The following is an 11873-nucleotide window of genomic DNA, read 5'->3' as shown; positions in this document are numbered from 1 at the left end:
GGAGAACCGATGCTGGACCGACCGATGTACCTCAAGCCCAACGTGGCGATCGAGCCGCTGTACAACCAGTGGTACGCGTGGTGGTACCTGCTCTCGCCAGCCACCGCGCCCCTGTTCGTCACGAACCTGCACCAGAAGCTGATGCAGTCGTTCGTCGCGAACCCGGACGTGCACGTGGCCGCGCTGAAGAACCCCATGTTGATGGGCGGGCCCTTCATCAACCACCCCACGGCCAAGGCCCCGCGCGTGAAGGAGCTCCTGGAGCGCACGCAGAAGGAGCAGGCCCACATGCTCGCCTACACCAAGGCGGTGGGTGAGCTGGAGCAGCTGCTCGCGCCCAACAACGGCGGCTCTCTGGAGGCGCTCTATTCCAAGGTGCCCGACCTGCTGCGCGGCTACGTGGAGCTCACGTACGACTTGAGCAACCGCGCCAGCGCCCGGTTCATCGAGCCTCTGCTCTACAAGAGCCGCTTCTACCAGGAGTCCTCGCAGAGCGTGACGCTGACGCAGGTGGACGGCGACTGGCGCCCGTACATCTTCAGCACGCCGCGCCTGGAGGAGGACACGCCCATCTGGCTCAACGTGCCCTTCCGCCACGAGGGCCTGGACGCGCTGTTCCGCATGCGCCACACGCCGGGCTCCCCGGGCCAGGTGGCGGAGATGCTCGGCGTGCCGTCCAAGGCCGCCGCCGCGTTCGCCGACCTCTTCACCGACGTCGTGCCGCGCAAGGCCGCCCGCTATGACGGCGAGGGCGTGCGCGTGCGCTACTTCGGCCACGCGTGCGTGCTGCTGGAGACCAAGGAGGTGAGCATCCTCACCGACCCCGTCATCAGCTACGAGTTCCCCACGGACCTGCCGCGCTACACCCACGCGGACCTGCCCGAGCACGTGGACTACGTGGTCATCACCCACGGCCACGCCGACCACCTGATGATGGAGACGCTCATCCAGCTGCGTCACCGCGTGGGCACCATCATCGTCCCGCGCAACAACGGCAACTCGCTGGCGGACCCCTCACTGCGGCTGATGCTCCAGGCCACGGGCTTCAAGAACGTGGTGGAGATCGACGACCTGCAGGAGATTCAAATCCCCGGCGGCTCCATCACCGGCCTGCCCTTCATCGGCGAGCACAGCGACCTGGCCATCCAGGCGAAGACGGCGCACCTGGTGCGGCTGGGCGGCAAGTCCATCCTGATGGCGGCGGACTCCAACGCGCTCGAGCCTCGGATGTACCAGCACCTGCGCGACATCATCGGACCCATCGACATCCTCTTCCTCGGCATGGAGTGCGAGGGCGGCCCGATGAGCTGGATGTACGGCCCGCTGCTCACCAACCCCCTGCCCCGGAAGATGGACCAGGCCCGGCGCCTCAACGGCTCCGACTGCGCCCGCGCGGCGGAGATCTCCAACTACCTGACGCCCAAGGAGGTCTACGTCTACGCCATGGGTCAGGAGCCCTGGCTGCGCCACGTGATGATCCTCGTCTACGACGAGACGGCGCCCCAGCTCATCGAGTCCAACAAGTACCTGGAGCACTGCCGCGCCAAGGGCATCCAGGCCGAGCGCCCGTACGTGCGCATGGAGCGCGTGCTCTAGCGGAGGCTCACGCGGCGCGGGGCGACAGGTGGCCCCGCGCCCGGAGCGCGTCCAGCACGCGCTCCACGCCCGCCTCCACCGGCTCCGTCGCCGAGCGGACCGTGACGTCCGGCGACTCCGGGGCCTCGTAGGGGTCCGAGACGCCGGTGAAGTGCGGCAGCTCCCCCGCCAGCGCCTTCTTGTAGAGCCCCTTCACGTCGCGGGAGATGAGCGCGTCCAGGGGCGCCTCGATGTAGACCTCCACGAAGTCCACCTGCACCTGGGCCGCCAGCGCGCGCACCTCCGCGCGAGAGCCTTGGTACGGAGAGATGGCCGCGACGATGACGCCCACGCCGTGCCGGGCGAGCAGCCGCGCCACATGGCCGATGCGCCGCGCGTTCTCCTCGCGGTCCTCGCGCGAGAAGCCCAAGCCGCGCGTGAGCCACGTGCGCACCTCGTCACCGTCCAGCACCTCCACGGCGCGCTCGGGGGCCAGCCGCTCCCGGAGCGCCCGCGAGAGCGTGCTCTTGCCCGCGCCCGACATGCCCGTCAGCCAGAGGATGAAGCCCTGCCGGTTCATGCGCACCTCACACGGCGGGGCCGTTGATCATCCCGGCCCCCACCGTCGCGTTCGTCGCTTCGTCGATGAGGATGAAGCTGCCTGTGTGCCGGTTGTCGCGGTACGCGTCGAAGAACAACGGCGCCGTGGTGCGCAACGTCACCCGGCCAATCTCGTTGAGCGCCAGCCTGGGGCTCTGCTCGTCACGGCTGAGCGTGTTGATGTCCAGCCGGTAGTGCAGCTGCTTCACCTGCGCGCGCACCGAGCGCGTGGTGTGCTTGAGCGCCAGCCGCGAGCCCGTCTGCAACGGCACGCCCTCCGACAGCCAGCACACCATCGCGTCCAGATCCTGCCCCACGTGCGGCGGGTTGCCCGGGCGGCACAGCAGGTCGCCCCGGCTGATGTCCAGCTCGTCCGCCAGCGAGACATTCACGGACATGGGCGGGAACGCCTGCGCGACCTGACGCCCCGCCAGGTCCAGCGAGCGGATGCGCGTGGTGAAGCCGGACGGCAGCGCCATCAGCTCGTCACCCGGCTTGAGCACGCCGCCCAGCACCTGCCCCGCGTACGCGCGGTAGTCCGGGAACTTCGAAGACATGGGCCGCAGGACCGTCTGAACGGGGAAGCGCACGTGGATGAGGTTGCGGTCCGACGCGATGTGCACGTTCTCCAGGTGGTGCAGCAGCGTCGGCCCCTGATACCAGGGCATCTTCTCCGAGCGCGTCACCACGTTGTCCCCGCCCAGCGCGGAGATGGGGATGAACGTCAGGTCCGTCACGTCCAGCTTCATGGAGAACTGGCGGAACTCCTCGCGGATGGCCTCGAAGACGGCGGCGTCGAAGCCCACCAGGTCCATCTTGTTCACGCACAGCACCAGGTGCGGCACGCGCAGGAGCGACGCGAGGAACGCGTGGCGCCGCGTCTGCTCCAGCACTCCCTTGCGCGCGTCCACCAGGATGAGCGCCAGGTCCGCCGTGGACGCCCCCGTCACCATGTTGCGCGTGTACTGCAGGTGCCCGGGCGTGTCGGCGATGATGAACTTGCGGCTCGCGGTGGCGAAGTAGCGGTACGCCACGTCGATGGTGATGCCCTGCTCGCGCTCGGCCTTGAGCCCGTCCAGGAGCAGCGCCAGGTTGACGTACTCGTCCCCGCGCGCGCGGCTGGTGCGCTCCACGGCGGCCAGCTGGTCTTCCAGAATCGAACGCGTGTCGTGGAGCAGCCTGCCGATGAGGGTGCTCTTGCCGTCGTCGACGGAGCCCGCGGTCGCGAAGCGTAGCAGTTCCACTAGAAGTACCCCTCACGCTTGCGGTCTTCCATCGCCGTCTCGCTGAACTTGTCGTCCGCGCGGCTCGCGCCCCGCTCCGTGACGCGCGAGGCGGCAATCTCCGAGATGACGTCCTCCACCTTCACCGCCTCCGACTCCACGCACGCGGTGCACGTCATGTCGCCCACCGTGCGGAAGCGCACCGCCGCCGTCGTCACCGCCTCGCCCGGCAGCAGCGGCAGGTACGGGGACCACGCCATCAACATGCCGTCCCGACGGAACACCTCGCGCCGGTGGCTGAAGTAGATGGAGGGCAGCGCCACACCTTCGCGGGCGATGTACTGCCACACGTCCAGCTCCGTCCAGTTGGACAGCGGGAAGACGCGCAGGTGCTCACCCCGGCGGTGACGGCCGTTGTACAGGCTCCAGAGCTCGGGGCGCTGGTGCTTGGGGTCCCACTGGCCGAACTCGTCGCGGAAGGAGAACACCCGCTCCTTCGCGCGCGCCTTCTCCTCGTCCCGGCGCGCCCCGCCGAAGACGGCGTTGAAGCGGTGCTTCTCGATGGCCTCGAGCAGCGGCACCGTCTGCGCCCGGTTGCGCGACGCGCGGGGGCCCTTCTCCTCCGCCACCCGTCCCGCGTCGATGGCCTCCTGCACCGACGCCACCAGGAGCCTCGCGCCCAGCTCGGCCACGCGCGCGTCCCGGTACTCGAGCACCTCCGGGAAGTTGTGCCCGGTGTCCACGTGCAGGAGGGGGAACGGCAGCGGCGCGGGCGCGAACGCCTTCACCGCCAGGTGCAGCATCACCGCGGAGTCCTTGCCGCCGGAGAACAGCAGCACGGGGCTGTCCAGCTCCGCGACCACCTCCCGGATGATGAACACCGACTCCGCCTCGAGGGCGTCCAGGTGCGAAAGCTCGTAGCTCACGAGAGAAAACGCTAGCACGGCTCGCTCGGAGTCCCGCCAGTCCACTCATTCACGAAATACGCGCGTAACAAGCCAGCAATGTACGCGGGGTAGAAGTCTTCAGCCGGCTCGAAGTGGCCAGGGCTTGACCCGTTTTCCTCGGCTGTGCGACAGAACCGTACCGTCATGCCCAGTGCGCCCACCTCGAATCCGAACGCCCCCGAACGCTGGTTCCCTTCCCGAAAGCCCCTGCCGGACGCCCGGCTGAGGCTGTTCGCCTTCCCCTTCGCGGGCGGCAGCGCGTCCATCTACAGCGCCTGGCAGGGTGGCCTGCCGCCGGGCGTGGAGCTGTGCGCGGTGCAGCTGCCCGGCCGCGAGCGCCGGCTGATGGAGAAGCCCTTCGACAGCCTGCCCGCGCTGGTGGACACGCTGCTGCCGGTGCTGGCGCCGCTGCTGGACAAGCCCTTCGCCTTCTTCGGCTACAGCATGGGCTCGCGCATCTCCCTGGAGCTCACCCGGCGGCTGCAGGCGCGCAACGGCCCCATGCCCCGCGGGCTGGTGCTGGCCGCGTCCGGCGCGCCGCGCGAGTCGGACCGCAAGCCCATCCACCACCTGCCGCAGGAGCAGTTCATCGAGGAGCTGCGCCGCTACGACGGCACGCCGGAGGAGATCCTCCAGCACCGCGAGCTGCTGGAGCTGCTGGTGCCCACGCTGCGCGCGGACTTCGCGCTCGCGTGGTGGGAGAACGGCATCTCCCCCGTGAAGCTCGACGTGCCCATCTCCGTCATGGGGGGCACCGCCGACAAGCACGTGGCCCTCCCCCGCCTGGAGACGTGGCGCGACGAGACGCGCAGCCCGGACTTCCGCATCCGTCACTTCGAGGGCGGCCACTTCTTCCTGCGCGCGAAGCAGGCCGAGCTGCTCGCCGCGCTGGGCGAGGACCTCACCCGGTGGATGTCGAACCCGGCGTGACCCCTTCCGCCGCCTCGAAGCGGGGCGGCGCGTCCGACGCCAGGGGGACGGTGAACTGCCAGCGCACGCGGAACGGCTGATTCCACGGCCGCCGCATCGCCACCGCGGCCTGGTGACGCGCCGAGGGCCGCAGCTGCATGAAGCGCCACGTCTGGGGCGTGTCCTGCATCCGCGCATCGAACGAGATGCGCGGCTCGCGGCCCGCCTCCAGGTGGAAGGCGAACTGGTCCAACGGCAGGGACAGGCCCGCGCCCCGGGCCTTGATGTAGGACTCCTTGAGCGTCCAGTACTCGAAGAAGCGGCCTCGCTGCTCGCTCTCGGGCAGGGCCCTGAGGGCCGCGACCTCCGGGGCGGCGAAGAAGCTGTCGGCGATCTCCACCGTCTCGCCCTTGCGCTCCGCGTCCTCCACGTCCGCGCCCAGCTCCGCGTCCAGCCCCACCGCCACCAGCGCCATGCCATCGGTGTGGGACAGGTTGAAGCGCAGCCGGGCGCCATGCTCGCCTCGAATCTCCGGCCGCCCGTAGGCGTTGGTCGAGAAGCTCCAGGCCGTGGGCGGCACCGGCGCGTAGCGCGACAGCGTCAGGCGCACCAGCGCGTGACTCACCAGGTACTGCTTCTGGTGACGCTCGAAGCGGAAGCGCTGCTGCTTCTGCCGCTCCGCTGTGTCCAACAGGCCCCAGTACGCGTCCAGGAGGTGCCGCTCCAGGATGCGCTCGGGCTCCACAATCCACACGTGGACTTCGTCCGGACCCAGCTCCAGCGGCGCGCCGACAGTCGACATGCGCCTGCTCTACCACGCCGGCCCCACCCCCGCGTAGGCTCCCGGGTCCAGTGCCGGCCTCGCGCCGGACGGGGGGAGCCACATGGATCCACACGCCGCGACGAAGAAGCTGGAGACCTTGCGCACGCTCATGGCCGGGCACACCGACGCCAGCGAGGAGCGGCGCATCCTGGACCTGCTGCGTGACGCGACGCCCACCGAGCTGAACTACCTGTTGGCCAACGTCGACCTGGAGTCGCTCCTGGGAGATCTGGACGACCGCGTCTTTGGCCCGGACCACCACACCATCCTCATGAAGCTGCTCTGCCGGGAGCGGGCCCAGGAGCTGGCGCTGCCCGTGCGCGCGAGCCTGGTGACGGCCATCCAGAAGGGCGGCACGCCGTTCACCGCCGAGCAGTGCATCCGCGACCTCTTCCTCGGCGTGCGCGGCCGGGAGCTGACCGCCTTCAAGAACCTGCTCGACGCCGGCAACAACCACCAGGACCTGGAGAAGCTGCTCTTCGACGACGTGGACAACGCGGCGCTGCGCGAGGAGATCCTCGGCCACATCCAGCAGGAGGCCCGCACGGCGCCCAGTGGCGAGAGCAAGGTGCTCAGCGACATCGACGACACCTTCTACGCCAACCTCAAGGACAGCCGGTACCCGTCCAAGACGGTGTACCCGGGCGTGCTCGCCTTCTACGCGGAGCTGGACCGGGGGCCGGGCATCATCCCCGGGCGCGAGGGTGACCTCACCTTCGTCACCGCGCGCCCCATGGACCCGCTGGGCGCGGTGGAGAACCTGACGTTCGACAGCCTGCGCAAGCACGGGGTGCCGCCCCACGTGGTGCTGTCCGGCAGCCTCACGCACCTGCTGGGCAACTCGCGCATCGCCGCGAAGAAGTTCGACAACTTCCAGCGCTACCTGCGCTGCTTCCCGGAGTACAGCTTCGTCTTCGTGGGCGACAGCGGCCAGGGCGACGTGGAGTTCGGCGACCGGATGCTCCGCCACGCGCCGGAGGCGGTGCACGCCGTCTTCATCCATGACGTGGTGGACACCCCGGAGACGACGCGGCGGGCCTGGCTCGACAAGCGCATCCACTTCTTCGACACCTACGTGGGCGCGGCGGTGGACGCGTTCGCGGTGGGCCTCATCTCCCGGGATGGCCTCGCCCGCGTGGCGCTCGCCGCGCGCGAGTCCATGGAGGGCATCGCCTTCACCTCCGCGGCCCAGCGCGACGCACGCAAGACGGAGCTCCTGCGCGACCTGCAGCGCGCGGACGCCCTGACGTCGCCCTCGCCGCCCGCGGCGCACTGACGTCCTCCTGGAGCGTCGGCCGGCGGAAGCTCCCCTCTGCGCGGGGCTGGCCGGCTGACGCGTTCCGGACGTCCGCGGGGGCGTGCTCCCGCCCCGGTGGGCAATCCCCTTCCACCGTCCCTGGGGGCAGTTGGCGCGGGCCCCCGCATCGCCAACTTTCCCACCGCTCCCTCATGGGGGCCGCGGGCGTGGCGAGGGAGGGGGGCGTGATGGGGGGCGGGGTCTGATGGAGCTCTTTCCCATCCACCTGCTGTTCATCGTCGTGCTGATGAACCGCTACATCCTGGGGCCGTTCCTGCGCCGCGTGCGGGGTCGCAGCATCGACCAGGTGGACGAGGCGTACCGTCCGCGGGTCGCCATCGTCATCCCCCTCTTCAACGAGGGCCAGGGCATCTTCACGGCCGTCCGCAGCCTGCTGGAGCAGGACTATCCCCACGAGCTCCTGCAGATCGTCGTGGTGGACGACTGCTCCAAGGATGACAGCTACGCGTGGGCGATGAAGGCCGCCGAGGGCCACTCCAACGTGCTCGTCATGCGCAACCCGGAGAACCTGGGCAAGCGCAAGGGCATCAACCGGGCCGTGAAGGCCGCGGTGGACGCGGAGATCATCGTCTCGGTGGACTCGGACGTCATCGTGGACCGCTCCGCCGTGCGGCGCCTGGTGCGCCGCTTCACGCACTCGCGCATCGCCGCGGTGGGCGGCCGCACCTACGTGACGAACCGCCACCAGAACTGGCTGACGCGCATGGTGGAGATCAAGTTCCACTTTGCCCAGCAGTGGCTCAAGGATTTGGAGCGCAGCTTCCGTCAGGTGATGTGCCTGTCGGGCTGCCTCACCGCGTACCGCCGCGACGTGCTGCTGGAGCTGGAGCCCATCCTGGAGGCGCGCTCCATCGCGGGCGTGCCCATCAAGTACGGCGAGGACCGCTTCCTCACGCGGCAGATCGTCAAGCACGACTATGAGACCGTCTACACGCTGGACGCGTTCTGCTTCACCGCCGCGCCGGCGACGCTCGCGGGCTACTTCTCCCAGCAGCTGCGGTGGCGGCGCTCCAACCTGGTGGACCTGCTGGGCGGCCTGTCCCACGCGTGGAGGCTGCACCCGGTCATCACCATCCACTACGTGTCGCAGCTCGCGCTGCTGCTCGCCTACCCCGTCGTCATCGTCCACAACGTCCTGACGGGCGAGTTCTTGGACATCCTCGCGTTCCACTTCCTGGTCATCGGCCTGTTGGGAATCATCTACCGGCTGGAGACGCGGCACCTGCCGGAGGAGCGGCGGGTGCATGGGGCGTGCTTCCTGCCCATGGCCCTGCTGATGCCGGTGACGTACGCGCTCTTCACGCCGCTGGCGCTGCTGACGCTGGACTCCGGGAGCTGGGAGACGCGGGGCAGTGCCAGCACCGCGCCGGCCCCCAGTCCCGTGGCCAACCGCGGCGAGCTGCCGACCGACCCCGCTGGTGAGGGCTCTCCATGAACCAACGCGTCGCCAATCGCATCAACGCCGTGGCCGTCTCGCTCTACAAGATGATGGGCTCGGTGTTGCTGGGCCTCATCCTCACCGCGCTCCTCTGGTTCCTGTCGGTGCAGGGCTTCTTCCTGCTGAGCCGCTCGTGGGCGACGCCCACGGTGATATCGCCCACGGACCCGCAGATCCTCACGCTCAACACCCAGCTGGCGGCGCAGACGTCGTCACGAGATCATGTGCTCGCCGAGAAGCGCGCGGTGGAGAACCGGATGACGGACGCGCAGCGCACCGCCGCCGCGGAGCGCTCGTTCCAGCAGCGCTTCCTGGTCGCCCTGCGCGGCGAGCGCGCCTCCAAGGACCGCACCGCCAAACGCCTGTCGACGCTGCGCCGGGAGTACCAGGAGGCGCGCAAGGAGATCCTCGAGTCCAACCGGGCCTACGCGGGCCTGTCCCGCGCGCGCACGGACGCGCTGTATGGCGCCCGGCTCTTGCAGCAGGAGGACAAGCTCACCCTCAACCACCACCTGGCGCAGCTGGCGCAGAGCAACCTCTCGCTGGCGCAGACGACGGTGGACCTGGAGACGCGGGTGGAGGGCATCCACCGCGAGATCGCGGGGCTGACGGCGGTGCAGGACGGCACGCCGGACGGGATGACGTCGGACGTGCTGCTCTTGGAGCGGGAGTACACGCACTCGATGTTGGAGCAGGCGCGCGCGGAGGCGACGCTGCGCAGCCTGGAGCACGACGCGAAGGCGCTCGACGACGTGGCCCAGCGCTACGAGGCGCTCATCGCGTCGCTCAAGGCGTCGCCGTACCTGCGCGCCATCGAGAAGGACCTGACGGTGGCCTTCGTGCCGTACGAGAACCTGGGCAACGCGGCGGAGGGCTCGCCCCTGTTCGCCTGCGCCTTGAAGGTCGTCTGGTGCCGCGAGGTGGGCGTGGTGGGCGGGGTGCTGGAGGGCGAGGTCACCATCAAGCACCCCATCCGTCAGCACATGCTGCGCGGGGTGATGGTGGAGCTGAAGCTCACGGACGACGCGTCGGCCCGCGAGGACCTGCTGCACCTGGGCCGCGCGCCCCTGGTGCTGTGAGCCGCGCGCCCATGACGAGGTGGAGAAGTCCCATGCGGAAGAGCCTGACTTGCGGCGCGCTGCTGTTGCTCGCCGCGCGAACTCCCGTCTCCTGGGCCCAGTCGACGCCCGAGGCCACCCGGCCAGCTGCTCGCCTGGAGGAGCGCTCCGCGGGCTATTGCGACTGGGTCCAGGGGATGGGTGAAGCGGAGGCCGCGCTGGAGCTGGCGCCGGAGGTGTTCGGGAGCTTCGGCGCGGTGAACACCGGCGAGGCCGAGGGAGGCACCGCCCTGGGTAAGCCCAAGCTGCGCGTCACCGCGGGCTTGAGCTACGACTTCGTGGGCCTGTACCGGGGACGCACCATCCACCGACGCGCGGCGGCGGAGTGCCGCAGACACCAGGCGCTCTCGTCACTCCAGGCGGCGGTGCGACAGGGCTCGGGCCTGGGCGAGGACTCCGCCCTCGAGGCCCGCGCCCGCGTCCTCCAGGAGGCCCTGCCCCGCGCGGAGGCGCTCGTCACCACGCTGCGCGACGACCTCAAGGAAGGCCGCGCGACGCTCGAGGAGCTCAACGCCGTCCAGGTGCGGCTGGACCACCTGCGCTCGCTCAGCACGGACACGGCGCTGGCGCGGGAGCGACTGGCCGCCCGTCCTGTCTTCGCTCGGGGGCAGCGGCTGGAGGCGCTGCTGGAGGAGCTCCGCGCGGCCGATGACGCGGTGGAGTCCGAGGTCGGAGGACTGCGCCGGGCGCGCGCCTGGCAGCTCAGTGTGCGCGGCGGGTACGACGAGGTCTTCGACGTGGACCAGGACGTGCCGCTCTTCGGGCAGGTCATGCTCACGTATGACCTGGGTCACCTGTGGCAGGGCAAGGCGAACGCCCGCGCGCGCGATGGTCGCCGCCGCGCGACGCTGCATGACGTGGAGGGGATGAACCAGCAGGTCTCCGAGCTCCTGGTGGAGCTGCGCTCCCGACATCGCACGGAGGAGGCCCGGCTGCGCGAAGTCACGGCGCTGGTGACGGACCTGGAGGGACAGCTGCGCGACGTGGAGGCGCTGCAGACCCGAGAGATTCGCCGCTTCCGCGACTACCTCTTGTTGGAGCTGGCGAGGCTGCGCGCCGAGCAGGCCTATCTCACCGCCCACGTGGAGGCGCTCACCTCGTTCCTCGGGAGCACCGCCCCCTGAGGAGGACACGCGTCTCGACGTGGCTCCTCGCGACCTGCCTGGGGACAGGGGCCCTGGCGGCCGCGCCCAGGACGGCGGACAAGCCCTTGCCACCGAGCAAGCTGGAGGTGACGGAGGGAGCGACCCGGCAGCGGCCCGACGGCCGGCTCGACGTGGACGGCGCGCGCCTGAGAGCCATCCTCCCGGGCTCCGACTCCTCGCGGGCCGAGCTGCGCTTCACGCCTCACGCCCCGTCCGAGGAGCAACGCGCGCTGCAATCCGGAGCACCTCGCCAACAGGTGGGCCTCAAGCTGCGCGCCCAGGATGGCTGCAACGTGGTGTATGTGATGTGGCGCTTCACGCCCAAGCCCGGCCTCGTCGTCAACTACAAGCACAACCCGGACCTGCACCGCAGCGCCGACTGCGGGAACGCGGGCTATGTCACCGTGCGCCCCACCCGTCGTGTCGCGCTGGGCGCGCCCACCTGGGGACAGGAGCACGTGCTGCGCGTCGAGCTCGTCCGCCCCACCCTCCGCGTCTGGGCCGACGACACCCTGGCGTGGGAGGGAGCGCTGCCTCCCGAGGCCTTCTCCTTCGATGGCCCGGTGGGGCTCCGCTCGGACAACGTGCGCGTGACGCTCCAGCTCCGCGTCCCGCCTCCGTCAGCCACGCGTCCACATTGACCCTGCCGACGCGTGCCAGTGGATTCGCTGCTGCGAGTGTCGACACGACGCGTGATTTCGCTCGCCACGAATCAGCAATCCCAGACATCCACTCTCCACGCTCGCTCTGTCCCGTCGAGACACGTTCGTCCGGATT

11 protein-coding genes are annotated in these 11873 nt (G+C 70.0%); 7 read left to right on the top strand and 4 right to left on the bottom strand.

Features of this window, described 5'->3' with window-relative positions; translation table 11 throughout:
- Positions 1-9 precede the first annotated feature (9 nt).
- A complete protein-coding gene (locus LXT21_RS15635; protein WP_254038932.1) occupies positions 10-1596 on the top strand; it encodes an MBL fold metallo-hydrolase in 1587 nt (528 codons plus the stop codon).
- Between the two features lie 7 nt (positions 1597-1603).
- Here LXT21_RS15635 and cysC read toward each other — a convergent pair whose 3' ends face one another.
- The 3 genes from cysC to cysD are packed head-to-tail and all read right to left on the bottom strand — an operon-like array spanning position 1604 to position 4324.
- Complete coding sequence (gene cysC / locus LXT21_RS15630; RefSeq protein ID WP_254038931.1) at positions 1604-2155, bottom strand: adenylyl-sulfate kinase; 552 nt, start codon at positions 2153-2155, stop codon at positions 1604-1606.
- Between the two features lie 7 nt (positions 2156-2162).
- The gene (locus tag LXT21_RS15625) at positions 2163-3419 is read right to left on the bottom strand and encodes a sulfate adenylyltransferase subunit 1 (RefSeq protein WP_254038930.1); all 1257 of its coding nucleotides are present in this window, start codon (positions 3417-3419) and stop codon (positions 2163-2165) included.
- On the bottom strand, positions 3419-4324 hold the full coding sequence (gene cysD / locus LXT21_RS15620) for a sulfate adenylyltransferase subunit CysD (RefSeq protein WP_254038929.1): 906 nt from the start codon (positions 4322-4324) through the stop codon (positions 3419-3421). The genes LXT21_RS15625 and cysD overlap by 1 nt, the downstream gene beginning before the upstream one ends.
- Positions 4325-4489: 165 nt before the next feature.
- Between cysD and LXT21_RS15615 the strand changes: the two genes are divergently transcribed.
- A complete protein-coding gene (locus LXT21_RS15615; protein WP_254038928.1) occupies positions 4490-5275 on the top strand; it encodes a thioesterase II family protein in 786 nt (261 codons plus the stop codon).
- Here LXT21_RS15615 and LXT21_RS15610 read toward each other — a convergent pair.
- Positions 5247-6056 (bottom strand): 4'-phosphopantetheinyl transferase family protein, encoded by an 810-nt coding sequence (locus LXT21_RS15610; protein WP_254038927.1) that lies wholly within the window; start codon positions 6054-6056, stop codon positions 5247-5249. The genes LXT21_RS15615 and LXT21_RS15610 overlap by 29 nt on opposite strands.
- Before the next feature lie 82 nt (positions 6057-6138).
- On the opposite strand from LXT21_RS15610, the gene LXT21_RS15605 reads away from it, so the two are divergent.
- From LXT21_RS15605 to LXT21_RS15585, 5 genes are all read left to right on the top strand, one after another.
- Positions 6139-7353: a phosphatase domain-containing protein gene (locus tag LXT21_RS15605; RefSeq protein WP_254038926.1), complete on the top strand. Its 1215-nt coding sequence runs from the start codon at positions 6139-6141 to the stop codon at positions 7351-7353.
- A gap of 226 nt (positions 7354-7579) precedes the next feature.
- Complete coding sequence (locus LXT21_RS15600; RefSeq protein WP_254038925.1) at positions 7580-8830, top strand: glycosyltransferase family 2 protein; 1251 nt, start codon at positions 7580-7582, stop codon at positions 8828-8830.
- Positions 8827-9912, top strand: coding sequence for a hypothetical protein (locus tag LXT21_RS15595; RefSeq protein ID WP_254038924.1), 1086 nt, complete (start codon positions 8827-8829; stop codon positions 9910-9912). The genes LXT21_RS15600 and LXT21_RS15595 overlap by 4 nt, the downstream gene beginning before the upstream one ends.
- Positions 9913-9944: 32 nt before the next feature.
- Positions 9945-11075 (top strand): hypothetical protein, encoded by a 1131-nt coding sequence (locus LXT21_RS15590; RefSeq protein WP_254038923.1) that lies wholly within the window; start codon positions 9945-9947, stop codon positions 11073-11075.
- Between the two features lie 86 nt (positions 11076-11161).
- Positions 11162-11737 (top strand): hypothetical protein, encoded by a 576-nt coding sequence (locus LXT21_RS15585; protein ID WP_254038922.1) that lies wholly within the window; start codon positions 11162-11164, stop codon positions 11735-11737.
- The last annotated feature ends 136 nt before the right edge of the window (positions 11738-11873 follow it).

This window comes from Myxococcus guangdongensis, from assembly GCF_024198255.1.
In the GTDB taxonomy this organism is placed as follows: Bacteria; Myxococcota; Myxococcia; order Myxococcales; family Myxococcaceae; genus Myxococcus; species Myxococcus guangdongensis.
This window is presented reverse-complemented; position numbering and strand designations above follow the sequence as displayed.

Bases quoted from the DNA above. Each gene is read 5' to 3' on its own strand.
- LXT21_RS15635 (WP_254038932.1), top strand. From the start codon at position 10: ATGCTGGACCGACCGATGTACCTCAAGCCCAACGTGGCGATCGAGCCG.
- cysC (WP_254038931.1), bottom strand. From the start codon at position 2,155: ATGAACCGGCAGGGCTTCATCCTCTGGCTGACGGGCATGTCGGGCGCG.
- LXT21_RS15615 (WP_254038928.1), top strand. From the start codon at position 4,490: ATGCCCAGTGCGCCCACCTCGAATCCGAACGCCCCCGAACGCTGGTTC.
- LXT21_RS15610 (WP_254038927.1), bottom strand. From the start codon at position 6,056: ATGTCGACTGTCGGCGCGCCGCTGGAGCTGGGTCCGGACGAAGTCCAC.
- LXT21_RS15605 (WP_254038926.1), top strand. From the start codon at position 6,139: ATGGATCCACACGCCGCGACGAAGAAGCTGGAGACCTTGCGCACGCTC.
- LXT21_RS15600 (WP_254038925.1), top strand. From the start codon at position 7,580: ATGGAGCTCTTTCCCATCCACCTGCTGTTCATCGTCGTGCTGATGAAC.
- LXT21_RS15595 (WP_254038924.1), top strand. From the start codon at position 8,827: ATGAACCAACGCGTCGCCAATCGCATCAACGCCGTGGCCGTCTCGCTC.
- LXT21_RS15590 (WP_254038923.1), top strand. From the start codon at position 9,945: ATGCGGAAGAGCCTGACTTGCGGCGCGCTGCTGTTGCTCGCCGCGCGA.